At 43.5% G+C, this 24,145-nt stretch carries 23 protein-coding genes; 22 read left to right on the top strand and 1 reads right to left on the bottom strand.

Annotated features, from left to right (window positions below; translation table 11 throughout):
* The first annotated feature begins 194 nt into the window (after window positions 1–194).
* The 19 genes from AC1DE7_RS07110 to AC1DE7_RS07020 all read left to right on the top strand — a co-directional run bounded on the left by AC1DE7_RS07110 (window position 195) and on the right by AC1DE7_RS07020 (window position 18,743).
* Window positions 195–986: a hypothetical protein gene (locus AC1DE7_RS07110; protein ID WP_074094931.1), complete on the top strand. Its 792-nt coding sequence runs from the start codon at window positions 195–197 to the stop codon at window positions 984–986.
* Window positions 987–1,061: 75 nt separating this feature from the next.
* Window positions 1,062–2,138 (top strand): hypothetical protein, encoded by a 1,077-nt coding sequence (locus tag AC1DE7_RS07105; protein WP_477534012.1) that lies wholly within the window; start codon window positions 1,062–1,064, stop codon window positions 2,136–2,138.
* 170 nt (window positions 2,139–2,308) lie between these two features.
* Window positions 2,309–2,956 (top strand): restriction endonuclease, encoded by a 648-nt coding sequence (locus AC1DE7_RS07100; RefSeq protein ID WP_157116112.1) that lies wholly within the window; start codon window positions 2,309–2,311, stop codon window positions 2,954–2,956.
* Window positions 2,957–3,054: 98 nt separating this feature from the next.
* Entirely contained in the window at window positions 3,055–3,579 is a 525-nt protein-coding gene (locus AC1DE7_RS07095) for a DUF5412 family protein (protein ID WP_405132432.1), read from the top strand.
* A gap of 493 nt (window positions 3,580–4,072) precedes the next feature.
* Window positions 4,073–5,077, top strand: coding sequence for a Gfo/Idh/MocA family protein (locus AC1DE7_RS07090; RefSeq protein WP_477534011.1), 1,005 nt, complete (start codon window positions 4,073–4,075; stop codon window positions 5,075–5,077).
* Window positions 5,078–5,101: 24 nt separating this feature from the next.
* On the top strand, window positions 5,102–6,025 hold the full coding sequence (locus AC1DE7_RS07085) for a helix-turn-helix domain-containing protein (protein WP_477534010.1): 924 nt from the start codon (window positions 5,102–5,104) through the stop codon (window positions 6,023–6,025).
* Window positions 6,026–6,039: 14 nt separating this feature from the next.
* Window positions 6,040–7,137 carry a Gfo/Idh/MocA family protein gene (locus AC1DE7_RS07080; RefSeq protein WP_036608277.1) on the top strand — a complete coding sequence of 366 codons (1,098 nt, stop codon included), beginning with the start codon at window positions 6,040–6,042 and terminating at the stop codon, window positions 7,135–7,137.
* A 151-nt stretch (window positions 7,138–7,288) separates the two neighbouring features.
* On the top strand, window positions 7,289–8,002 hold the full coding sequence (locus tag AC1DE7_RS07075) for a glycosyltransferase family 2 protein (RefSeq protein WP_477534009.1): 714 nt from the start codon (window positions 7,289–7,291) through the stop codon (window positions 8,000–8,002).
* A gap of 188 nt (window positions 8,003–8,190) precedes the next feature.
* Window positions 8,191–8,943 carry a FadR/GntR family transcriptional regulator gene (locus AC1DE7_RS07070; protein ID WP_127545888.1) on the top strand — a complete coding sequence of 251 codons (753 nt, stop codon included), beginning with the start codon at window positions 8,191–8,193 and terminating at the stop codon, window positions 8,941–8,943.
* Window positions 8,940–10,151 carry a M20 metallopeptidase family protein gene (locus AC1DE7_RS07065; protein ID WP_282321539.1) on the top strand — a complete coding sequence of 404 codons (1,212 nt, stop codon included), beginning with the start codon at window positions 8,940–8,942 and terminating at the stop codon, window positions 10,149–10,151. Before AC1DE7_RS07070 ends, AC1DE7_RS07065 begins: the two co-directional genes overlap by 4 nt.
* On the top strand, window positions 10,148–11,713 hold the full coding sequence (locus tag AC1DE7_RS07060) for an ABC transporter substrate-binding protein (protein ID WP_477534008.1): 1,566 nt from the start codon (window positions 10,148–10,150) through the stop codon (window positions 11,711–11,713). The genes AC1DE7_RS07065 and AC1DE7_RS07060 overlap by 4 nt, the downstream gene beginning before the upstream one ends.
* A 102-nt stretch (window positions 11,714–11,815) precedes the next feature.
* Window positions 11,816–12,733 carry an ABC transporter permease gene (locus AC1DE7_RS07055; RefSeq protein WP_017688654.1) on the top strand — a complete coding sequence of 306 codons (918 nt, stop codon included), beginning with the start codon at window positions 11,816–11,818 and terminating at the stop codon, window positions 12,731–12,733.
* Window positions 12,734–12,749: 16 nt separating this feature from the next.
* Window positions 12,750–13,679, top strand: coding sequence for an ABC transporter permease (locus tag AC1DE7_RS07050; RefSeq protein ID WP_036670788.1), 930 nt, complete (start codon window positions 12,750–12,752; stop codon window positions 13,677–13,679).
* Between the two features lie 21 nt (window positions 13,680–13,700).
* The gene (locus AC1DE7_RS07045) at window positions 13,701–15,719 is read left to right on the top strand and encodes a S9 family peptidase (RefSeq protein ID WP_477534007.1); all 2,019 of its coding nucleotides are present in this window, start codon (window positions 13,701–13,703) and stop codon (window positions 15,717–15,719) included.
* Window positions 15,716–16,192, top strand: a complete 477-nt coding sequence (locus AC1DE7_RS07040; RefSeq protein ID WP_477534006.1) for a hypothetical protein — start codon at window positions 15,716–15,718, stop codon at window positions 16,190–16,192. Before AC1DE7_RS07045 ends, AC1DE7_RS07040 begins: the two co-directional genes overlap by 4 nt.
* 163 nt (window positions 16,193–16,355) lie before the next feature.
* Window positions 16,356–16,718, top strand: coding sequence for an Asp23/Gls24 family envelope stress response protein (locus tag AC1DE7_RS07035; RefSeq protein ID WP_076327707.1), 363 nt, complete (start codon window positions 16,356–16,358; stop codon window positions 16,716–16,718).
* Window positions 16,719–16,750: 32 nt separating this feature from the next.
* Window positions 16,751–17,359: a GNAT family N-acetyltransferase gene (locus AC1DE7_RS07030; protein WP_076327706.1), complete on the top strand. Its 609-nt coding sequence runs from the start codon at window positions 16,751–16,753 to the stop codon at window positions 17,357–17,359.
* 252 nt (window positions 17,360–17,611) lie between these two features.
* Window positions 17,612–18,217: a pentapeptide repeat-containing protein gene (locus AC1DE7_RS07025; RefSeq protein WP_340029586.1), complete on the top strand. Its 606-nt coding sequence runs from the start codon at window positions 17,612–17,614 to the stop codon at window positions 18,215–18,217.
* Window positions 18,218–18,359: 142 nt separating this feature from the next.
* Window positions 18,360–18,743: a hypothetical protein gene (locus AC1DE7_RS07020; protein WP_477534005.1), complete on the top strand. Its 384-nt coding sequence runs from the start codon at window positions 18,360–18,362 to the stop codon at window positions 18,741–18,743.
* A 157-nt stretch (window positions 18,744–18,900) separates the two neighbouring features.
* Here AC1DE7_RS07020 and AC1DE7_RS07015 read toward each other — a convergent pair whose 3' ends face one another.
* Window positions 18,901–20,406 (bottom strand): MFS transporter, encoded by a 1,506-nt coding sequence (locus AC1DE7_RS07015; RefSeq protein WP_405159266.1) that lies wholly within the window; start codon window positions 20,404–20,406, stop codon window positions 18,901–18,903.
* 139 nt (window positions 20,407–20,545) lie between these two features.
* On the opposite strand from AC1DE7_RS07015, the gene AC1DE7_RS07010 reads away from it, so the two are divergent.
* From AC1DE7_RS07010 to AC1DE7_RS07000, 3 genes are all read left to right on the top strand, one after another.
* Entirely contained in the window at window positions 20,546–21,385 is an 840-nt protein-coding gene (locus tag AC1DE7_RS07010) for a MerR family transcriptional regulator (protein WP_477534004.1), read from the top strand.
* Between the two features lie 391 nt (window positions 21,386–21,776).
* On the top strand, window positions 21,777–23,255 hold the full coding sequence (gene abc-f, locus AC1DE7_RS07005) for a ribosomal protection-like ABC-F family protein (RefSeq protein WP_477534003.1): 1,479 nt from the start codon (window positions 21,777–21,779) through the stop codon (window positions 23,253–23,255).
* A 201-nt stretch (window positions 23,256–23,456) separates the two neighbouring features.
* Window positions 23,457–24,023: a TetR/AcrR family transcriptional regulator gene (locus tag AC1DE7_RS07000; protein ID WP_036608234.1), complete on the top strand. Its 567-nt coding sequence runs from the start codon at window positions 23,457–23,459 to the stop codon at window positions 24,021–24,023.
* The last annotated feature ends 122 nt before the right edge of the window (window positions 24,024–24,145 follow it).

The raw sequence follows: 24,145 nt of genomic DNA, 5'->3' as shown, positions 1-24,145 counted from the left end.
AGGTCGTTAATATAGCGGCTTGTTAACTCGGTATAAGTTCTTTTGTCCAATCAAATAATTAACATTTTATTTATTGACTTAATTTGTAAAAGAGTATATTGTATTCCATATAAATACTTATTTACCATAATATAGAGTTTTGAATAGCTGGCCAGCTTTCAAATATATTTAAAAATTGAGAGGGAGATATAAAAATGAAAAAAGTGGTTTCAGCTTTATTAGTTACAGCATCCTTATTTGTTGGTAGTGTCGCTTCTTTCGCTTATTCAGAAGAGTCAGTTAGTATAATTCCTACCAGAATGCAGGCGGGAACAATATTAGAGTATGACGGATCTAATCAGATGGTTATTTTGGAAAAGGGTGAACCAGTAAATATCCCTTCCGTCTATCAAGGTCAAACAACAAAGAGTGTCACACAAAAAATAGATCTTGATAAATTAAAAATTGAAGAAGAATTCATTGAAAAAATTAAAGAAGAAGCGAAAAATTTGCCTGTATATAAAGTTGAGAACCCTCTTCCACAGCCAGGTTTGAAAGTTATATACGATGGCGAGGGTTACATAAAGGAGTTTGTTTTCCCTCAAGGGAACGACTTCGCATTAGCTGCTTATAAAGCCCTACCAAGAGGCACTAGAAAAGCAACCGGAACCTATACTTATGGAGATAACAATAATAAAATTACAATTACAACGAGCACTGTTCTTGGTGAGGGACGATTCACTAATTTTACTGATACAACTGGCGAAAACAGTAACACTTTGAAAAAAGGTGATGCAGCAACAAGAGGAGACATAGATAATCCTAAATATGAGCAAGTTTTGGATGCGCGAAATTTGGATAATAATATATTTGCAAATGTAACTAAGAGAGATAATGGAGCGCTTCCAGACGCGACATTAGATATTTGGAAAACTGGAGTAGAACTTTTCGACCTAAAATGGTCTTCCTCCCTATCGTTTAAAGGAAGATACTTCTATACATTCTAATTTATAAGATTTTTATAAAGGGGGCGATATATTCGCCTCCTTATCGTATCTTCTTAATGAAAAGGATGATGAATCATGAAAAAAAATTTTTCAATCATAAAATTTATTTCAGTCATAATTACCCTACTTCTCTTCATTGGGGGATGTAGTTCCGAAAAACAAGCAATTGAAAAAGTGAACCCGACTGATATGCAAACCATTGGTCCACAAACCCATGAATATCTTTCAATTACAAACACCGAGTATGTTAATGGAAAAGATACCAATGATGGAATGGTAATGAGAGTATACACATATGATATCCACACTAAGAATCTAACTAAATTAGCTGATTTACCCTATAACTCTCAATATCCCTTAACAGTGGCTTCATTAGCAGAAGACACCATCTACTATTCGGGATCTGGAAAAGATAAGGGTGACGAATTGTTTTCCTATGATATAAAAACACAGATCACCCAGCAATTAAGCTCCGACTTATTTGCAATCAATTCGATTATTCCGGATACCGTTGATCATACATTAGTTATGGCTGCTGTTAAGAACGGAGAACGGCCTGTCAAAGTTATGTTTTTTGATAAAGAAACTCAAGACATGACCATATTGAATGACAATGATTCGGATACAACAACATGGGATATTTCTTATGATCCAGAAACAAGAAAATCCTATGCCATCCAATATTCAGAAGAGGAGCAATATAATCATATGGAGGAGTCCAATAAAACGCAAACTCCGATGGTTCCTCCAAACCATACGATCATTGAGATAGATCCAATCTCTAAACAGACGCGCAAGGTTATTGAACTAGAGGAGGAACAAATTCTAACCTTATCAACAAGGGGAGACCAAATTCTTATTGCTACTGCAAAGCATATCAACAAGTATCCAATTAAATATAGTATGGTTAATATTAAAACAGGAGAAAGAAACGAAATTGACCTTCCCATTAAGGCCAGTAGTGAATTGTTTTTGTCCAAAGACGGGCAGGGTTTCTATTTCCTCGGAGAAAATACACAAGCAAACGAAAATCAGGAAAGAGGGATTTATTTCTATGATTTGAAAACGCAACAAGTGGAAGCCATATTTCTTCAAAAAGAGGGCTTCATTAATAATTTTATGCTTTTAACGAATCCCATAAAAATAAATTAAATTCTCCTTAAACACTTCCTTAGAGCTAAACGTCACTTACCAATTTGTGGCGTTTTTTTAGTTTGGGTTAAAACACGTTCTTTAAAAATGAGGATGTCTATTTCGTTTTATCCCCAATATAGAAAAATGTGGTATTATTGTGCTAGTTTGTTGTAATGGAGGTAGACCTAATGATTTATATTTTATTTGTATTCATCGTAGTAGTGATTATTGCACTTAGCCTTTGGATTCTGAGTTTAACACGTAAACACAAGAGATCAGGGGGATTCACTAAGGAAAATTACGACTTAAAAGCTATTACTATCGCTGATATAGACAAGATGGAGGATGGCTCTGGTTTCGAGATGTACTTGTACAGATTGTTAATTGAGTTGGGCTATTCAGGGGTTTATAAAACTTTAGGAAGTCGCGATTTTGGTGCTGACGTAGTTTTCACTGATCGGGAAGGTGTTAGAAATGTCATCCAAGCAAAGCGATACTCAATAGAGTATCCAGTCGGCATCAGCGCTGTACAAGAGGTGTTTTCTTGCATGAGATATTACAAGGCTAAGAAAGCAATCGTAATTACTTCATCCCACTTCACAGAGTCGTGTGAGACATTAGCTGGTATTAACTTTGTAAAGTTGATTGATCGAACTGACTTAATTCATGTGATTGAGGCTTTTAGAGACGGTGATATGATTGAGGCGCGTGACTTCATTGAAGCGGAACCGAGGATGATACTTGAATCCTGGTCGGAAGCGAATAGCAATACGCTACATGAGGTTCGAAAAGATTACAAGGCAGAAAAGTATGTAAAAAAAGTGATGAGTAAGTGAAAACAGATAGCATAGTATTCAGTAGAAAAATGATTGATTCCGTTGACTGTTCATACATAACCTAAGTGGGAAGAGGGGGTTCAATTTTAGTGAAAAAAATGAGCTGGATTGCTTTGATTTTAGTCCTGATTTTGTACTTTGTTTCGATGTACTCACTATATTCTCATATGAATAATAAATGGCTAGTTAGTCCTCCCAACTATGTAATTCTAATTCTTTCTATTTTAGTATTAGCTATAGCCATACTTGGTTTCAAAGATAATTTGAACAAGTCTACGAAGGTAAGAAGTTGGATCTCAACGGTTCTATCCTTAGCATTGATCTTCATCCTTTTGGGTGCTTTGTCATTTACATCGATATTTTCTGGGTACAAACAATTACTTACGACTACACATTCACCAGATAAGCACTATACTATAAGTTTCTATAAAACTGACGCTGGAGCCATGGGATCGTTTGGCGTTATGGGGGAATTAAAAGGCCCACTTTGGTTTAAAAGAGTATTTTATTATGAGGGAAAGACGGATCAGGTAGACTTGGAATGGGTTGATAACCATACAATTTCAATTAATGATCAAAAAGTTAATTTATTAAATGGTGAAACTGTACGCCGTAGCCCTTAATTTTATAAGATTTTTTTCTTAACTGATAGCTAAAGTGAAATTCCTTTACGGAGTTTCGCTTTTTTTTTGCGTTTCGAGAAAAAGATGGATAGAAGAGAAAGTGATCATCATCAAAAATCCTTTGAGGTTTTATATGAATGAATAGAAGAAGTTAAACATGTCGTGATTTTATACATTTATTGTCGTGAGTTTCTATTAAAAATAGATTAAGTCTGTGATAACTTATAGATAAATGTCAGAATATTATATAAGATGAATGTAACATTTACACGCAAACGAAGAGTGCAGAACCAATCTGTAGAAGCGAAGCGTTCACCTAAAAGCTTTCTGAAAGAAAGCTACATCGGAAGCATACGCTATCCCCGGATTTTCTCCATTAAGAAATGATTCAAAAAATACGGGGATAACAGTGATCGTAAGATGGTACTGCAATCGGAGTGGCTGAGTGTAAATTTTACAGATTCACCTTATATCCTATGGAGGTAAGACAACAGTGACCATTCGAATTGGAAAAATTAGCTTGTGGCATGTTCACGCATGGGATTACATCAAGCAGGCACAGGAACATGAGGATACAGCCATCGCCGCTGTGTGGGATGAAGATGCTAAGCGCGGACAGGAAGCGGCTGAACGTTTAAACGTACCATTCTATGCTTCACTCGAAGATATGCTGGCCAAGGATGACATCGATGCCGTTATTGTAGATGCGCCAACTCGCATCCATGAAGATGTGATCACCGTTGCTGCAAAAGCAGGTAAACACATTTTCACGGAGAAAGTTATTGCCTCGACACAGGCGGAATCCAACAGAATCCTTAATGAGGTAAAGGCAAACAACGTCAAGGTGACAGTATCCTTACCTCGACTGAATGCAGGGTATACGTTAACGATTCAGGATGTCCTTAACCAGKGATTACTTGGTGAAGTGACTTATGTTAGAGCGCGTTTATCACATGATGGAGCAATTTCCAACTGGTTGCCTGAACACTTCTATGATCTGAAGGATTGTCAGGGCGGTGCGCTGATTGATCTGGGCTGTCATCCAATGTATCTCGCCAAACTGTTTCTGGGTCAGGAAGTAACAGCGGTTAATGCGAACTTCGGATATATTACAGGCAAAGAAGTGGAAGATAATGCAGTCGCAACCTTGTTTACGGATTCTGGAGCAGTCGGCGTTGTTGAAGCCGGTTTTGTGAACAGCCATTCTCCATTTACGATTGAGGTTCATGGTACGGAAGGTACACTTCTGTATGGGACACCCGAAGAAAAGTTATTGATTCGCACGAAAGCAGCACAGGGACAATATGATGACTGGACTGAACTTCCTTTGGTAGACCAAAGAGAAAGCGCATTCAATCAATGGGTTGCACATATACAGAATGATACGGATGCAACTGAAAACGTGCAGATCGCTATGGAGCTGACCCGTTTGATGGAAGCAGCGAATCTCTCTGCCAAAGAAGGGCGCAGAATTACTCTGAAAGAGTTGAAGGGTTAGTTTTAATAAAGGAGGTGTGCAATCTTGAGCCTGTATCCTTATGAGAAAATGCTTGAACGGCAGGATCTCCTGGAGAGACTGGATATTCTAATGGTTTGGGGACATTATGAGATTCGCGTGATGCGATTTCATCTGACTTCTTTTCCAGCGGGCAGAGTTGTGGATTTCCATAATCATGCGGAGTTTGAGTTTCATTTTATCCCGAGAGGTAAAGGTAAAGTTATTCTCGATGATCAGACACATGCACTCTCGGAAGGTATGCTGTATTTGACTGGACCAGGTGTCGTTCATTATCAGGAGGCTGATGCCAAAGAGGACATGGATGAACTATGTCTTCATGTGGATATCGTTCACAAGCCAAGAGAGCATGTCGATCCCTGGGAAGCAGCAGAATCCGAGGAAACGATGGAAAAGCTGAGAACGCTTCCGCTTACTCCGGTGAATGATTATCATCGGGCAATGCATTGTTTTTTGGAAGCCTACGAGGCATGTGATCAGAAATTGTTAGGTTATTATACGTCGATCAAGCAACTGGTTATCAGCATATTACTCAAAACCGTGCGAGCATACGACACCGGGGGGAATCGACCGGAAGCCCCTGTGCGGGATATGTCGGTATATCGTTATGAGTATGCAGTACAGTATATGGAGGCGAATCACCCTTCAGTGGTCACGCTGGAGCATGTAGCTGAGAAACTCCATATTAGCAGCAGACAATTGCAGCGAATCTTCTACCAAGTACAGCCGGAGATGCCGTTCAGCCGTGTACTGGAGGATATTCGTCTGCGCTCCGTGTGCCGCAATCTGGAGGAAAGTAACGTATCCATTGAACAGATCGCACTTGCTTCAGGATTCAATAATGCCAACTATTTGCATGCTGTATTTCGCAAACGTCTGGGGATGACCCCGTCGGCTTTTCGTAAAATGAAACAACCAATACTTAAGTGAGGGTGAATATATATATGAGTAAAGTATATCGTATCGGAATTATTGGCTGTGGTGGAATCGCGAATGGTAAACATCTGCCGAGTCTGAGTAAACTGGATAATGTTGAACTGGTGGCTTTCTGTGATATCGTTCAGGAACGTGCGGATGAAGCTAAACAGAAATATGGCACTACTGAAGCCGAAGTCTACACGGATTATCAGGAATTGCTTAAGGATGAGTCTTTGGACATTGTGCATGTACTTACCCCGAATATTTCTCATGCCGAGATTTCTATTGCTGCCCTGGAAGCGGGGAAACATGTCATGTGTGAAAAGCCAATGGCGAAGACATCTGCTGAAGCACAGCTCATGCTGGAAGCGGCAGAACGTACCGGCAAAAAACTGACTATCGGATACAACAACCGTTTCAGAGAAGACAGTCAGTATTTGAAGAAGGTGTGCGAAGCAGGTGACCTGGGTAATATTTATTTTGCCAAAGCACATGCGATTAGACGTAGAGCAGTACCAACATGGGGTGTTTTCCTGGATGAGGAGAAACAAGGTGGCGGCCCATTGATTGACATTGGTACGCACGCACTTGATCTGACGCTCTGGATGATGGATAACTATCAACCAAAAGTTGTGCTGGGTACGACCTATCATGAGCTTTCACAACGTGAAAATGCGGCCAATGCCTGGGGCCCGTGGGACCCAAAACAATTCTCCGTAGAAGACTCGGCCTTTGGCATGATTGTGATGGAGAATGGGGCAACGATCATGCTGGAATCCAGTTGGGCACTGAACTCACTGGATGTGGATGAGGCGAAATGTAGCTTGAGCGGTAGCGAAGCGGGTGCGGATATGAAGAACGGACTGCGCATCAATGGTGAGAAATTCAGCCGTCTATACACCAATGAGATTGAACTGAGTGCAGGCGGGGTAGCTTTCTACGATGGTAAGAGCGAGAGCGCACCGGATGTTGAGATGAGAAAGTGGATTGAAGCGATTGAGAACGATCAAGAGCCAGTCGTTACACCGAAACAAGCGCTGGTTGTATCTCAAATCCTGGAAGCACTCTATGAATCTGCTCGCACAGGTAAGGCTGTGTACTTGAATAACGGTAGCGAAGCATAGAAAAGGCTTAAAACAATAGATTACAAAACCCTTTGTCCTGTTATTTGGGGACGGAGGGTTTTTGGTGTTTTGGATGCTAGCTATTGGTCCATACCAGACTCTGTTTCGGCACATATGATGAGAGAAAAATGAGCTGAAAAGAGGGTATGTCTTGACTAAACACAAAATGGGTCATGGTGTTTCCATTGTTGTATGTACCAATCGGCCGCAATTTTTTGATAACATCCTGCAAAATTACAGTCGGCAGCGTTATAAAAGCAAAGAGCTGATCATTGTCCTGAATCATGACAGTATGAATCTGGCTTTATACCAAAACCGGGTTCGAAATCTTGCCAATGTTCATGTATATCAAGTTCCGGAGAGCATTTCCCTAGGACAAAGCCTGAACGCTGGCATGACAAGGGCACGCTTTTCGTTGATAGCCAAATTTGATGATGATGACTACTATTCGCCGTATTATTTAACAGAGCAGGTGAGAGAACTTAGACGGACCAAAAGTGATATTGTGGGTAAACATTCGTGCCTGATCTATTTGGGCGCATCCAAGACATTGTTGGTCAGATCTCCAGCTGAAAAAAATAAACCGGTTGAATTTGTACAAGGGGGTACTATTTTATTCAAAAGAGAGATCTTGAAAAAAGTCCGCTTCACGGACCGTTCCATAGGGGAAGATGTGACCTTCCTGAGACAATGCAGGAAAAGAGGGTTCAAAGCGTATGCAACCTCTCCTTACAATTATGTCTATCACCGCAGACAGAACAAAAAGAGTCATACCTGGAGAGCGGATGACAGCTTTTACCTGAGGGGAAGCAAAAAACTTGCGGTTACAGAGGATTTCAGACCCTTTGCCAATAAGAAGTTATAGAGGAGAATAACGAAAGCGAAGATGCATCTGCTGCGTGTAGATGCGTCTTTTTTGTGCCAAAATGCTTCAATTTGGAGGTGGTTAGAAAAAAAATATGAATTTACTTGAAAAAAAGTATTGCATATAAGTTTAGTCGGAATTATATTAATGGTATAAGGTCTAGACCATATACAGATCGGAGTGTTTAGATGTCCAGTACGTTTTCATTTCGTTTTGAGAAAGTATCCACCAAAAAGGTTAGTGAGTTCATTAGGGAACAACTGGAAGAAGCCATTATTTTGAAAGAATTAATGAGTGAAGAACAGCTTCCAGCCGAGCGAGATCTGGCAGAGATTTTTAACGTAAGCCGGATTACTGTTCGCGAGGCACTCTCTTCACTGGAAGAGAAAGGCTTGATAGAGAAAAGGGTGGGTGCCAAAGGCGGAACATTTGTACTGCCTCTGACAGCCAATTCGCATAAACGGACCAGAGAAGAAATTAAACGGGATTGGTCACAGATGCTGAAGGTGTTCGAATATCGAACCATCATCGAGCCAGAGGGAGCTTTTCTCGCTGCTGAGCGGATCACCGCAGGCGAACTGGAGTTGCTTGAGGGTTACATGGAGCAAAGTATAGAGCCAGACTGCACAAGGGAATGGTTCAGGGCGCTGGATGTGAAATTTCATCTAACCATCTCCAAGGCTTCGGGGAATCCATACTGCGAGAGAGCCGTCAGACAGATCCGGACGAAAATTAATCCGGCGCTTGACTTGATGCCTTATGATGACCGGATACGTACCGTCAACCACGGTGTACATATGGAGATTCTTGAAGCATTGAAAGCCCATGATAGCACTAAGTCTAAGGAGACGATGAAAAGGCATATCGAATTCTCAGCGGATGCAATCTATGCCCGTTTGGTTTCTGAATCGGACAAAAATGAAGGGAATGACAGCAAATGAATCGTTCAGAACTAATACAGCTGGCTCAGCCACTACAAGCCCAGTTAAGTGCTTGGCGCAGAGATTTACATGAGCATCCGGAGATCGGTTATGAGGAGCATCGCACATCTGCTATCGTAGCTGAGCATCTGGAAAGCCTGGGGTTGGAAGTTACACGCAATGTCGGACAGACCGGGGTTACAGGCCTGCTTCGCGGAGAGACCGACGGACCAACCTTTGCTTTGCGCGCAGACATGGATGCCTTGCCAATCCAGGATCAGAAAGCGGTGGAATACCGTTCGCAAGTAGAAGGCAAAGCGCATCTGTGTGGGCATGACGCTCACACCTCCATCCTGATGGGAGCCGCCCAACTGCTTACTGGTCTTGGAAGACCGAAGTCAGGCAACATCAAATTTATTTTCCAGCCAGCAGAAGAGGGACTTGCAGGTGCAAGAGCCATGATCCAGGACGGCGTTCTGGAGAATCCAAAGGTTGATGCCATCGCAGGATTACACATGACACCTGGACAGGACACGGGAACCTTGGGCGTAAGTCAGGGCGTTGCTTTTGCATCAGCTGATCCCTTGATTATCAAGGTGTTTGGCAAGGGTGGCCACGCAGCTCGTCCGCATGAGGGTATTGACGCGATTGCGGTATCTGCTCAGGTCATCACCGCATTGCAAAATATCGTCAGTCGGATGGTTGATCCACTTGAACCGGCAGTAGTCACGATTGGCAAAATCACGGGAGGTTATATGGGAACAGCCATCGCCCCCGAAGTGGAGATGATCGGTACGGTTCGAACACTCTCACCTGCCATTCGTGAGCGGATGCCAGCTTTGATCGAGCAGGTTGTTAAAGGGGTCTGTGATTCATTCGGAGCTGGGTGCGAAGTTGTCTACGGCGATGGATACCCTGTTGTCGTGAATGATCTCGGCATGGTTGACCTGCTAACAGAGACTTGTGATCAGGTTAATGCGGAGAAGGGATGGACTTATATCAAACCCTCCACAGGGGGCGAGGATTTCGCGTTTTATTGTGAACAGATTCCGGGTGTGTTTTTCAGACTAGGATCTGGGAATGATGAGGAACGTACTCGTTATCCACTCCACCATCCCATGTTTGATCTTGATGAGACAGCGATGCCTTATGGTGTGGGCATGTTGTCTGCAGTAGCACTTGAATTTTTGGCACGGAATACAACTTCTGAGGGGGAGCAATCACAATGAAAAAAAGACAATGGACAGGATTGTGGATCACGTTACTGGCAGTCGTAATGGTACTCAGCGCTTGCGGAGGAAAATCGACAAGCACGAATGATGGTTCCGCAACAGAAGGAACGGGCAGTGGAAGCGCAAGTACAACACTGACCGTTGCTGCGGCAACCGATATTGAGAGTTTCGATCCGCACAACAACAACAACACTTCCAGTGAGGCGGTTCTGGTCAACGTTTTTGATTATCTGATCAAAAATGACAGTGAACAGAAAAAAGTTGCGGGACTTGCGACATCATGGGATCAAGTCGATGATACAACGTGGAGATTTAAGCTGCGTGAAGGTGTTACCTTCCACAATGGCGATCCATTCACTTCAGCAGATGTAAAATACACGCTGGAGCGCGTAGCCAAGAACGAGACACTGAAACAAAACAGTTATTTCAAAAATATCGTAGAAGTTAAAGTGGTGGATGACTATACCGTAGATATCATCACAGATGGTCCAGATCCGTTGCTCCTGAACCGTCTGTCCAAAATGGGAGCAGGCATTCTGCCAGCAAAATATATTGCGGATAAAGGATTCGATGCTTTCCTGAAACAACCAGTAGGCACAGGCCCTTATAAGTTCAGTAAATGGACCAAAGATGATCGTGTGGAACTAGTAAAAAACGAGAACTACTTTGACGGTGAACCAAAATGGAATGAAGTGGTATTCCGCGTTATTCCTGAAGCCTCCACACGTGTATCCGAATTGCTTGCTGGTGGTGTAGATGTGGCGTCTTCCATTCCCTCCACTGACATTGCCCGGATCGAAGGCGAAGCAGATAAGAAGATTGTCAAAGCGCCAATCCAGCGTGTGCTTCAGTTGATATTCCGTCAGACAGAAGGTAGCATCACAGCTGATCCGAAAGTACGTGAAGCGATTGACCTGGCTATCGACAAACAAGGGATCGTGGACAGCATTGCCGGCGGAGCAGGTATCGTAACCCGCACATCCGTAACACCAGGCAACTTCGGTGCTGATCCTTCATTGTACAAAACATCACTTTATGATCAAGCAAAAGCCAAACAGTTGCTGCAAGAAGCTGGCTATGCGGAAGGTGAAGCCGAGATGACTATCTCCGTTTCCGCACAATACAAAGAACAGGCTGAAGTTGTTGCAGCAATGCTGGAACAAGCCGGATTCAAAATCAATCTGGATGTCCTGGAAGCAAGTGCATTCAGTGAACGTTACAGCTCCAAATCATTCAAAGAAATCTTCATGATTGGTATTGGTAACTCCTTGTTCGATGCTTCGAATAACTACAATCGTTATATGTTGGAAGAAGCAAAAGGCGAGTCGGATTACAACAACCCTGAAGTAGAGAAACTGCTTCAATCGGCATTGGTGAACATGGACCCTGCGTCTCGTGAGAAAGAGTATCAGCAAGTACAACAGATCTTCTCTGAAGAACGCCCAGCCGTATATCTGTACCAAATGGAAGGTGTCTACGGAACAAATGCTAAAGTGAACTTCGCGCCACGCAGTGACGAGATGTTCTATGCTGACGAGATTACACCTGTTGCACAGTAACATCGGGTATAACAACCGGTCATTGAAAAGATAGGCCGTGAACGGCAGGGACTGGATAACCATGTTCCTGCCGTTCTTTTTTAAAAGGGAGGTGAACAAGGAATGGGCAAATACGTACTTAAGTCACTACTGCAGATCATTCCGGTGCTGTTCATTGTTTCATTAATTGTGTTCATTTTGGTTCGAGTCACCGGTGATCCGGTTGCGCTAATGTTGCCTGAAACGGCTACCGCTGAAGATCGTGCTGTCTTGACGCAGGCACTTGGTTTGGACCAGCCTTTATATACGCAATACGTGAAGTTTCTGGGCAGTGCGATACAGGGAGACTTTGGTCAATCTTTTCGCTACAATCAGCCTGCGTTAGAGCTTGTGCTGGAGAGATTGCCTGCCAGCTTTGAACTGGCTGTAGCCGCCATGTTTTTTGCTGTACTTATGGCTGTGCCACTTGGAGTCATTTCAGCTGTCAAACGCAATACGTTTACCGATCTCATTATTTCAGGAATATCCGTCATTGGTAAGGCGATGCCAAACTTCTGGATGGGGATTATGCTTATCCTCTTGTTCTCCGTCATGCTGGGCGTATTGCCGGTATCTGGTCGCGGAGGATTGTCACATCTGATCTTGCCGGCCTTTACACTTGGTGTTGGACTGGCTGCGCAGATGACCCGACTGATTCGCTCCAGCATGCTGGAGATTCTCAACCAGGACTATATTCGAACAGCTCGTAGCAAGGGGCTTGGCCGGATGGTTGTCATTGTAAAACATGCATTTCGGAACGGATTGATTCCGGTCGTGACAATTATGAGTTTGCAGTTTACAAGTCTGATCGGGGGCACTTTGATTACGGAAACGGTATTCTCCTGGCCTGGACTGGGTCAGTTGCTGGTCGTTGCAGTCAACACACATGATATGGCGATTGTACAGGCAGCGGTGTTTGTCATTGCCTTTATCGTTGTAGTAATCAACATCTTGACGGATGTAGCTTACAGGCTACTTGATCCGCGCATCAAATACGACTAGAAGGAGGTGCAATCATATGACAGGCAGCAATGAAATGCCAATTCCGGGTACAGAACAGGAACAAGACAATGGGCGTGCACCAACGGGATTTCGTTATATCTGGCAACAACTGATCATCAGCAAGACCGGAATGTTTGGTGCTGTGCTTGTATTGTTGGTTGTGTTAATTGCCATAGGTGCACCTCTATTGACAAGTCATGATCCGGCAGCGGTGAATCCGCTGGGCCGACTTAAACCACCAGCATGGCTTGAGGGCGGAACGGCCGAATACTGGCTGGGCACCGATAATCTCGGCAGAGACATGTGGAGTCGAATTGTATATGGTGCCCGAGTTTCCTTAATCGTGGGGATGGGTGCCGTGATTGTGTCAGGAATTATTGGCGCGATTCTGGGGCTGGTATCCGGATTCTACGGGAAATGGCTGGATGCTGTTATCATGCGTGTAGGTGATGCATTCATGGCGATTCCAACCATTCTGTTCATGCTTGTTGTGATGGCAATTGTTGGCCCGGGTATTACAACGTTGATCTTTGTCATCGGGGTGACGAACTGGGTTCCATTCACCCGTGTGGTAAGAAGTGAGGTTCTTAGTATCAAAGAGCGTGATTTTGTTCATGCGGCCAGATCGATTGGCGCGAAGAATGGAAGATTGATTCTGAAACACATTCTGCCGAATATCCTTTCATCTTTTATCGTCATCTGCGGTATGAATGTCGGCACAACGATTATTATGGAAGCTTCACTCAGTTTCCTGGGCCTGGGTATCAAACCACCTGATGTATCCTGGGGAGGGATGCTCAGTGATGGCAGACAATACGTTGCTACAAGCTGGTGGGTCGCTACATTCCCGGGACTAGCGATCACATTTACCGTACTCGGTGTTATTTTCCTTGGAGATTGGCTGCGTGATGTGCTTGATCCACGTACGGAGACAACCCATAAATAAACGGAGAAGGGAGCCATCATTATGAATCAAAGACCAATTATGCCGGAGGATCTGAGTCACTACCGTTGGATAAGTCAGCCGGTGATCAGTCCTAACGGACAAGTGGCTTATGTGGAACAGACCATAGATCAGGATAAAAACGAATATAATACACAAATTCGAGGGATTTCGCTCGATGGTGATGAAGATATTGCACTTTCGGATGGAACAAAAGATTCCTCACCTGCTTGGTCGCCGGATGGCACACAGCTCACATTCATTCGCTCAGTGGATGGTGGCAAAGGACTATGGACGCTCCATTCAGATCAAAAAGAGCCGGTCATGCTGATATCTCCCGCACGTAAAATATTGAGTTATATCTGGTCGCCGAACGGGCAGTACATTGCGTTTACCAGCAAAGTACAACCGGAGGACCAACAGAAGAAAGCAGACGTCCAACAGGAGTCTGTACCTGAGCTGCGAGGTAAAGTCTTCGAGCGTACAACGCCGAAGGCGGAAGGGGCTGGCTGGTGGGACGGTCAATACAGCCAGTTGTTTATATATGAGATCAAAAGCGGGGAAATCACGCAGGTGACTTCCGGGCTATGGAATATCAGCGCTCCGGCGTGGTCGCCAGATAGCCAGCAGCTTTCTTTCATTTCGAAGCAAGTAGAGGACGAGGAACTTGATGCGGATCTGCTTTACTTTACCGATGTATATAGCATTCGATTGGGAGAGAGTGATCTGTTCAAAGTGACGGATTCCAGTCTGGCGATAAGCCAATTCTCCTATTCGTCCGACGGGCAACAGCTGATCCTGATCGCCAGTGATCGTGAGTATGGAAGCGGGAGCCACAACAGCTTATACGCTGTCCCCGTTCATCGAGGTATACCCAGGCCAATCGCACCTCAATTAGATATGCAGATTGGTAACGCGGCGCTTGGAGATATGAAGTCGGCAGGTGCGTCACCTTCTCCACTCATGGATAATAAGCATCCGGAACGTGGTGTATATGTACTCGGAACAGATAACGGGAATGTGGACGTGTATCGCATTCAAGAAGATGGGAAATATCAATCTGTGACGGGCGCTGGTGAAAAGGATGTGTATCAGTATACCTTAACGCCAGATGGTTCGTCGCTGGTAATCGCTGCGTTGACTGCTGAACACCCTGGAGAGTTATATCGCGTGGATATCGACAGTGGTGAAATGTTCAGACTCACCCGGCGAAATGATGAATTCATGGCTGAATTGGCTGTAAATGTGCCAGTCCGTGTAGAGTTTAAGTCCTCTGATGGATGGCCGCTTCAAGGTTGGTTAGCCACACCGGCAATACGTGACACCAATGGGAAACTGCCATTGATTTTGCAGATTCATGGTGGACCCCACGCGATGTATACGGGTACATACAGTCATGAAATGCAGACACTCGTTGCGCAAGGGTACGCTGTGCTGTGGATCAATCCTCGCGGAAGTATGGGATACGGTCAGGAGTTTGCCAGAGCTTGCCGTGGTGACTTTGCCGGAGGGGATTACCGGGATCTGATGGAAGCTGTTGATTATGCCCTGGCTACATATGATTTCCTTGATGCATCACGTCTGGGTGTAGCGGGTGGCAGTTATGGCGGAGTGATGACCAACTGGATTGTAGCGCATACCCACCGTTTCAAGGCGGCTGTAACCCAGCGTTGCATCTCCAACTGGTTGTCCATGTATGGAACGAGTGATATCGGACTTTCCTATGTCGAGGGAGTCATTGGTGGTAATCCGGCGGAAAACGCTGAATTCCTGTGGTCTCGCTCACCTCTTGCCCATGCACATCACATTGAGACGCCACTTCTGATCATGCACGGAGAGCAGGACTATCGGACACCGATTGCACAAGCGGAGGAATTATATACTACGCTAAAACGATATGGCAAAAAGACCAAACTGATTCGTTACCCGGGTTCCAACCACAGTTTACTCAAAAGCGGTAAACCTTCATTACGGATCGATAGCTTCGAGCAGGTGAATGCCTGGTTCAATCAGTACCTCGGGAATGAGGAGGGCGAGCAATGAGTCGAACTCAGCTGTCCATTCCTGTAGGGCTTCTTGTAGAAAATGTACTGACAAGTGGAGAATCAAAAGAAGTGATTATTGAATGTTTACAACGTCGAGACTATTCCCGTTTGTTGCCTCTGGTTAAGGAATCCACGATGGATTTTGATGAAAGACTACAGACAGCAACTGATATCGGAGACGATTGGGAAAAGGCGATACGTCAAGGTTATGAGTTCAAGTTTTTGCATATTAACGGGTTGAAACGATTGCTCGATTTCCGGTTTGACCGTAAGGTGGATCGGGATTACGTTCAAGATGAGTTGTCTCTGAAGCATATTCGTCTGACCGCAGAAGAGATTGAATTGCTGCAAACGTTAATCGGTAGGCAGTGGATCGTACAAGCAGAAGAAACAGAGCAGGCAGAAGAAGGCAGAACAGATAGCGAGTTATCTTCCTGCATTCCTGTCCGTATTCAATTAAAATTCCCATAGTATGACTAGAAGAAGCCGCGATGATCGCGGTTTTTTTGCTATGTACAGGTAGAAATGAGGATGACTCAATTCAAAAGTTGAAATTTGACTTTATATGATTTATATTTATATTAAATGATATTATTATCTATCAAAAATGCGGGTGTAAAGAGGGGGACCTAGGATGTCCATTCAAAATGTTTTGGGAAAAATTCAAATATCGGATGATGTGATCTCCAAAATTGTCGGCAAGATTGCGAATACCACCAGTGAGATTTCCTCCATGTCGACAGGACTTATAGAGGGCATCACCAAAAAGTGGAGCGGGAAAAGTCTACAAAATGGCATAGATATCCGCAAGGTAGAATCAAGACTGGAGATAAACGTAAAGGTTGTCGTTTGTTATGGAACAAAAGTGCATGAAGTCTGCAGGGAATTGCAAAACAATGTGAGATTACATGTGGAACAGCTGACCGGATTAACCATTGATACGGTGAATGTGATCGTTGAGGGGTTATCATTCAACCAACCTGTTGCCAAGCTTTAGTCCAATTTCAGCTACCTAGAGGAGTGACAGCGATGAATAAGATTTCCATAACAAAAGCCAGTCCACAATCATTAGTCGGCGGGCAACTAAATCAGATGGCACTTGAATATATGGCCTATTCGCTTGCAGGTACCAAGGACAAAGGCATTATAGAGAAAACATTTAACAAGTTATGGCGTTCAAATCAGAACCGATTCAGTCACCAATATGCTTATGAAGCTAAAATGGGTAACCAAACGCTGGGCATGATCGTATGTTATCCGACCACTATAATGAACAAACTTGCTTTGCCAACGTTCTCCAAGCTGTTTGAACTTCGGAAATGGAGCTTGATTAAGTATAATCTCCAACACTGGAAAGAGTTCTACTCCATGGTGACATTAAAAGAAGCGGAGAACGACGAGTACCACATCGGGACATTGGCTACGTTGCCAGAAAGCAGAGGACTTGGTGTAGGAACACAGCTCATTCATTTTGCTGAGGAGCAAGCTATAACACAAGGTCTGTCCAAATCCTCACTTACGGTTAAAAAGGAAAACCTACTAGCTATTAAACTCTACGAGCGTTTGGGATACCAGAGAGTAGGAGAAATTAATAAACCTTCGTTATCCCTATACAGGATGTCCAAAAAACTGGTGTAATGCTTTCTTATAGGAATAAAACAAGCAGCTAACTGGAGAGTTTCATATATATAAGCCCATATTGGAACAGTTAAAAGTGTGAGCTGGAGGGGCGCTTTATGCGTTCCTTTTTTAGTTTTCAGATTTTTCTCATAAAAAAAGTAACTTGACTTTTGTGGGTGTTTAAGCAGGTACTTGACAGGGGTGTGGTATAGTATAAAAAGTTCATTTAATGAAGAAAGACGGAGAAATATACAATGTGGGGTGTAACCAGTGTATCAATATAAGGATCAGGAATATGAAGCAGTACATTTTGAGGGACGTGACCTGCGCTATGGAGAACTCATAAGCTGTGTTTTCAAACAGTGTACATTTATGAACGCTTCTATGGAAGAAATCGAAACGAGTAACTGTCGTTTTATCGAGTGTGACTTCAAAGGGGCTTCCATGAATGGTTCGATTCATACGGAATCGGCTTTTGAAAACTGTACCTTCTTTGGTGCGAATCTCTTTGCTTCCAAATTTAGCTCCTGCAAGATGACAGGCTCAGACTTTTCAGGTGCGCAAATGGATGGCATCACACTAAGTCACGGCGATTGGTCCTATACAAATCTGAGACATACGCGTTTGGGGAAACAGGATCTGCGAGGAATTCGTTTCTTTGAGGCTGACTTTACGGACACGGATTTCACCAAAGCGGATTTGAGAGACTGTGATCTTACCCGAGTTGTATTAAGCAGAGCCAAGCTTCAAGGGGCCGATCTTAGAGGGGCTAACCTGGAAGGAATCGATCTGAAATCACTGGATATCAAAGGCGTACGTTTGGATCGCGAACAAGCCGTTATGTTTGTGCGCTCGTATGGTGCGAAAGTAGACTAAGTTGAGTTGAACATACACAGCATGAAGCCGCCCTTAAGGCGGCTTTTTTGACGTTAAAGCTTTCCCATTCAAGCAAATTGGCAGGATTAAGAGATCTAAACAAGAAGTAGTTAACATAAGTTTCAACTAAAAGGAGGTTATCATGACCGTCACATTAATTATTTTTGTTGCTGTTATTGTCTTTGGGCTTACAACAGGCACGATCACTACGATTATGGCATTTAAACTGTTACGTAACAATAAAGAGAAACATCACCTTCGCAAGAGCATTCTGATGGACGGAATTCCAACAGAAGCAATAATTCATGATATTGTACAGACATCATCCAGTAGGGATGGAAGGCCTGGCGTGCGATTGGATCTGACTGTAACCCAAGTTGACGGCCGCACCTTCCCAACAATTGTAGAGACTTATATTCCAATCACACATATTCCCCATTTTCAGAAAGGAAATGTCATTAACGTAAGATACATTGCGATGGGGAATGAACGAAAAGTTGAGGTAGAGGATGCCTACCTTCCGTGAGGTGCAGCAAGGTGGTAAGCTTCGGTTATCAGGCATATCAAAAACCATTACCTGAAACAACTCAGGTAATGGTTTTTGACGTTAATTTAATTGAGTTAATCCTCTTCTTTTGACATTTTTCGTATATACCTCGCTTTGTTTCATGAAGTGAATTTCATTACGTTTTAACGCTGTGCTTTGGGGCTCGTTTCAACCGCACAGCAACCCAACTCATAATCAGAGCAGCAATGAACAGAAATACGGTCACACCTGCAATGACAACAAAGAAGGATTGGTCAAATGCAGCAAAGGCGGCATTTTTGAGCGATTCAGCAGACGCAACAGGCAAGCTTTCGGCAGCAATAAGCGCTTCATCCAGACTGTCCTTCGCATTGGCTGGCACACTAATCCCCGCAGGAATCTTCATAGCGAGTGTGTAGAAAAGGGTCGACATGCTTCCGATGATTGCAATACCGGATGCTCCGCCCAGCTCATAACCCACTTCCTCAATGGAAGCGGCCATACCCGCTTTGTGTGGTGGGGCATAACTCATAATGGAATGTGATGCAGCGGTCATGCCTGATCCAAGACCTGCACCAAGCAGTGCCAAACCGAGAATCTGCCCAGTGAACCCAGCATTGAAATACATCAGATACGTACCCATGCCAAGGGCAGAGATGAAGAGAGTGAAGCTTTTGATATATACAACATCCACACGGTGCATAATGGCCCCCGTAACAGGTCCGGCGATGAGTGCTGCAACAGGTATGGATACGGTGAATAGTCCAGCCTGAAGAGGTGACATGCCTTCCACCAGCTGAAGCCGCTGAGTGACCATATATTGCACACCCATTTGTGCAAACAAGCCAACCAGTGCGGTAATAAAGCCGGTGCTGAATCTTGGGATTTTGAATAAGGACAGATCCAGCAGCGGATTGGGACTGTTATTCTGACGGCGAATAAAGATGATCAGGGACAGAACACCGATCACAGCAGCTATGATAGCGAGTGTCAGAGATCCTTCGCGTCTTGTGAATTCCTTAATGGAATAGATAATTCCGACCATGGCAATCATGATCTGAATGGAACTGGTGAAATCCCACTTTTTCGACGCATCCCCTTGATGTTTAGGGATTATTTTCAAGGCGAATACAAACGCGATAATGGCTATGGGCAGGTTAATCAGAAACACAGAACCCCACCAGAAGTGTTGAAGAAGCAGTCCACCAACAATCGGTCCCAATCCAGCACCACCTGATGCAATGGAACCCCAGATGCCGATTGCCAGTGCGAGTTCTCGCTCATTCGTAAACGTAACTCTGATAATCGACAATGTCGCTGGCATCATCATGGAGGCACCTACGGCTAGAAGAATTCTGCTCATGACCAGCATAGCCGGTACTGGAGAAAAGGCAGCAGCAAGAGAAGCAGCAGAAAAGACGAGCAAGCCCAGGGTGAATATTTTTTTATGACCAAGACGGTCCCCGAGTGTTCCCATTGCAGGAAGAAGACCCGCCATGACAAGGGAGTAACCGTTCAGAATCCATAATTTCTCCGAAGCAGATGCACCGAGATCATAGGTCAAGCTGGGTAGGGCTGTGTACAAGATGGTCATATCCATCACAATGAGTAATAGTGCACTTGAGACAATAACAAGAATCATCCAACGTTTGAATTTAGACATGTTTCCCTCCGACGATATGAATAACTTACAATTCAAGACTAAACTATCGGGTAACCCTATAGTCAAACTTTTCTTTACAGACTATAATGCATTTATATTGATAAAACTTAGACTACATATGTACATGGAGGGCCCAAAGATGGCTGGACATCACGCACAACACTTTACCACCAGTGAATTTGCCAAGATCTGCGGAGTGACCAAACATACCTTGTTTCATTATGACGAGATTGGGCTGTTAAAGCCTGAATATACCAATGCCAAGGGCTACCGCTATTATGGTATGCAACAAACGTATGTGCTGGATGTCATACATGTGCTGAAGAAGGCAGGAAGCTCACTCCAAGAGATTAAGTCGTTTATTCAAAATCAGAATACACCATTGTTAATTGAGTTGTTTGAACAGAAATTAAAGGCACTTGAGTTGGAGCAACAACGAATCAAACGTATGCAAAAGCTGCTAAGTGGTGCCATTGAAATGACGAAACAAGCCACGGATGCTTCTCCTGAAGGGCTGCATATCGAACAATGTGAGCTGGAGTATTTTATTGCTGTACAACTGGAGCAAGGGGATGGGGATAAGGAATTCTTCCGTAAGTTCATTGAATACAGGACCCATTGTGATGAACAGATGATCGACTATGAGTTTCCGGTATGGACGATCTTAACTCAGGAGCACTATGAGGCAGGAGAATACTATCCGGATTACTTTGGCAACAAAATAAAAGCTCCCATTTCAGGGGAAACGATATGGATTAAGCCAAAAGGGATGTATGCCGTCATGAATCATCGAGGTTCATACGAAAGCATGCCGGAGACGTATTCCCTCATGAAAGAGGAGATAGAAAAAGAGGGACTGCAAGTCTGTGGACATGTGTATGCACTGGACCTACTCACTTATTTTGCAGAAAGTAATCCCGATGAGTACATCATCAAAATTTACGTAGAGGTGTGTAAGGCTGATAATACGGTGGATTGAAGGAGGAAGCGGAAAGACGCGGAGGAAGTGATTGAGGTTGCCGTGTCTTGACCCATGTCGTATTCCATGTTAAGTTTTCTGTATTAAATTTTGAACTTTCAAAGGGGGGATAGAGTCATGACTGAATTAGAGGTTGTGGATGTTTATGTGGACCTGTCAACAAACATGAACAGTGGCATGGTTCACAATATGACTAATCAGAATCCGACACTTTGTCCTCCTATGCATAGATCTACTTGGCGCTGAGTGGTTTATCGCCAGGTTTCTTTATTGTATAAGCGAATCTAAATTCTGATTATGTTCAAATATTAAAGTGAGGGAATCCATGCCATGTTCTATGGTGAAATCCCGTCAGTTTACTTTTATATTTCACATAAAAAGGATGATATGCATGTCTTTAATCAACGTTACCAACCTGACCTTTGCTTATGAAGGCAGTTACGATAATATATTTGAAAATGTTAGTTTTCAGTTGGACTCCGATTGGAAATTGGGTTTTACCGGAAGGAACGGCAGAGGCAAAACGACTTTCCTCAATCTGTTGCTTGGCAAATATGAATACAGCGGACATATCTCTGCGAATGTTAGCTTTGAATACTTTCCTTTCCAGGTAGAAAATAAGGGAGCCATGACCGTTGATGTCATCGGCGAGATTCATTCTGAATATCTACACTGGCAAGTTGTGCGCGAGCTTAACCTGTTAAAAGTGTCTGAAGATGTGTTGTATCGGCCTTTTGATACGTTATCCAACGGAGAACAAACAAAGGTGATGCTGGTTGCTTTGTTCCTGAAGGATAATCGGTTTCTGCTCATAGATGAACCTACCAATCATCTTGATCTCCATGCAAGACAAATCGTCAGTAATTATCTTGGTAGCAAGAGTGGATTTATTTTGGTATCTCACGATCGGGCGTTTCTGGATCACAGCGTGGACCATATCATTTCCATCAATAAAAGTAACATCGAGATTCAGAAAGGCAATTTCTCCGCTTGGTGGGAAAATAAAAGAAGGCAAGATCAGTTTGAACTTGCGAGTAATGAGAAATTAATAAAGGATATCAAGCGTTTATCCGATTCAGCCAAAAGGACCGGTGGATGGTCGCATGAAGTTGAAAAGACCAAAAATGGTACGAGAAATTCCGGCTCCAAGGTGGATAAAGGATATATTGGGCACAAGGTTGCCAAAATGATGAAACGTTCCAAAAATATCGAACAAAGGCAGCAATCTGCGATTCAAGAGAAATCCAAACTTCTCAAGAACATCGAGAGTGTAGAACGTTTACAGATTCATCAGCTGGATTTTCACAAGCAGGAACTTGTAGAATTGGAACATGTGTCGATATCATACGGCTCCAATACGGTGTGTAAGAATGTCAGTATCACGGTTGAAAAAGGGGATCGTATTGCCCTGTACGGTAAAAATGGATCTGGAAAATCAAGCATTCTTAAACTGATCTGTGGTGAAGATATCCCTTATACAGGTCTTTTCCGTAAGGATCATCAGCTTAAAATCTCGTATGTGTCGCAGGACACGTCCGATCTCGGAGGGCATTTATCTGAGTATGCGGCCACACAGGGGGTTGATGAAAGCCTGTTTAAATCGATACTTCGAAAGTTGGATTTTTCCAGACTGCAATTGGAGAAAGATATCTCAACGTTTAGCGCAGGTCAAAAAAAGAAAGTGCTCATTGCTAAAAGTCTTAGTGAGAAAGCTCATCTGCATATTTGGGATGAACCACTCAACTTTGTAGATGTCATTTCACGTATGCAGATCGAAGACTTATTGCTGGAATACTCGCCAACCCTGCTTTTTGTAGAGCATGATCGTGAATTTTGTACAAATATTGCAACAAGAATTATCGAACTGTAAGTAACGTGAAAGATAACCATGTTAAGAGCCGCCAAATGGCGGCTTTTAAGCTTTATATTTATAGTACATATATAAGAGGTGACTTGTTACGTTCAAAATGCGATATCGTGAGAATATATGCTATAATTTTATAATCTCATCCAATCATATGATGGATGACTAGATCAATTGTAGACTAATTCGCCAAGAGGTGTAATACCAATGAAAAAGGAAATGACAACAATCAAACAAACCAGGCTTCATTCCATTTTGGACGAGGCCACCAAATTGCTGATTGAAAAACCGAATGCATCCATGAATGAGATTGCAGAATCTGCAAAAATCGGGATCGCTACGTTACATCGATACGTGGAAAGCCGCGAACAGCTCATGGTATATCTCGGATTACGCGCAATCGAGGTGGTCAGTGAGACCATGAAAGAAATCCAACTGGATGAGGAGCACTGTGAAAAGTACATACCTGAGCTGATCGAGGCGCTGATTCCATTAGGCGACAAAATTTATTTTCTGGCTCATGACACCACCATTAACTATAATCCCGAGATTGAGGGAGCAGATCTGAAACTAAGAGAACCGGTACTCCATGCGGTCGGTCTGTTACAACAGAAAGGTTATTTCCGCTCCGATCTCGATAAAACCTGGATTGTCGATGTGCTGTATTCCATCATGTTCCTGACGTGGCAGCAGGTTGTAAGTGGTCATATCGCGAGAAAAGCAGCCCCTGCGCTTGTGGTGGATACGTTTTATCATGGATTTAAGCAGAGATGAAAATAGGGGTGAGATTAACTCAACAGCATCAGCTCGTTACTCGATGACCAAATGATTTCATAAAGTCGCTAATTTAGCGGCTTTTTTTGCTTGTTTACATGTATATAGACCTGTTCAAACAG

Source organism: Paenibacillus sp. 10L310 (assembly GCF_056395745.1).
Note: the sequence above shows the minus strand (reverse complement) of the source record. Positions and strands in the feature narration are given on the sequence as shown.

What these genes read in the sequence shown, in the direction of transcription:
- AC1DE7_RS07045 (WP_477534007.1), top strand. Translation starts at nt 13,701, where the DNA reads ATGAATCAAAGACCAATTATGCCGGAGGATCTGAGTCACTACCGTTGG.
- AC1DE7_RS07035 (WP_076327707.1), top strand. Translation starts at nt 16,356, where the DNA reads ATGTCCATTCAAAATGTTTTGGGAAAAATTCAAATATCGGATGATGTG.
- AC1DE7_RS07030 (WP_076327706.1), top strand. Translation starts at nt 16,751, where the DNA reads ATGAATAAGATTTCCATAACAAAAGCCAGTCCACAATCATTAGTCGGC.
- AC1DE7_RS07010 (WP_477534004.1), top strand. Translation starts at nt 20,546, where the DNA reads ATGGCTGGACATCACGCACAACACTTTACCACCAGTGAATTTGCCAAG.
- AC1DE7_RS07105 (WP_477534012.1), top strand. Translation starts at nt 1,062, where the DNA reads ATGAAAAAAAATTTTTCAATCATAAAATTTATTTCAGTCATAATTACC.
- AC1DE7_RS07000 (WP_036608234.1), top strand. Translation starts at nt 23,457, where the DNA reads ATGAAAAAGGAAATGACAACAATCAAACAAACCAGGCTTCATTCCATT.
- AC1DE7_RS07070 (WP_127545888.1), top strand. Translation starts at nt 8,191, where the DNA reads ATGTCCAGTACGTTTTCATTTCGTTTTGAGAAAGTATCCACCAAAAAG.
- AC1DE7_RS07050 (WP_036670788.1), top strand. Translation starts at nt 12,750, where the DNA reads ATGACAGGCAGCAATGAAATGCCAATTCCGGGTACAGAACAGGAACAA.
- AC1DE7_RS07095 (WP_405132432.1), top strand. Translation starts at nt 3,055, where the DNA reads ATGAGCTGGATTGCTTTGATTTTAGTCCTGATTTTGTACTTTGTTTCG.
- AC1DE7_RS07110 (WP_074094931.1), top strand. Translation starts at nt 195, where the DNA reads ATGAAAAAAGTGGTTTCAGCTTTATTAGTTACAGCATCCTTATTTGTT.
- AC1DE7_RS07060 (WP_477534008.1), top strand. Translation starts at nt 10,148, where the DNA reads ATGAAAAAAAGACAATGGACAGGATTGTGGATCACGTTACTGGCAGTC.
- abc-f (WP_477534003.1), top strand. Translation starts at nt 21,777, where the DNA reads ATGTCTTTAATCAACGTTACCAACCTGACCTTTGCTTATGAAGGCAGT.
- AC1DE7_RS07100 (WP_157116112.1), top strand. Translation starts at nt 2,309, where the DNA reads ATGATTTATATTTTATTTGTATTCATCGTAGTAGTGATTATTGCACTT.
- AC1DE7_RS07040 (WP_477534006.1), top strand. Translation starts at nt 15,716, where the DNA reads ATGAGTCGAACTCAGCTGTCCATTCCTGTAGGGCTTCTTGTAGAAAAT.
- AC1DE7_RS07020 (WP_477534005.1), top strand. Translation starts at nt 18,360, where the DNA reads ATGACCGTCACATTAATTATTTTTGTTGCTGTTATTGTCTTTGGGCTT.
- AC1DE7_RS07055 (WP_017688654.1), top strand. Translation starts at nt 11,816, where the DNA reads ATGGGCAAATACGTACTTAAGTCACTACTGCAGATCATTCCGGTGCTG.
- AC1DE7_RS07080 (WP_036608277.1), top strand. Translation starts at nt 6,040, where the DNA reads ATGAGTAAAGTATATCGTATCGGAATTATTGGCTGTGGTGGAATCGCG.
- AC1DE7_RS07065 (WP_282321539.1), top strand. Translation starts at nt 8,940, where the DNA reads ATGAATCGTTCAGAACTAATACAGCTGGCTCAGCCACTACAAGCCCAG.
- AC1DE7_RS07015 (WP_405159266.1), bottom strand. Translation starts at nt 20,406, where the DNA reads ATGTCTAAATTCAAACGTTGGATGATTCTTGTTATTGTCTCAAGTGCA.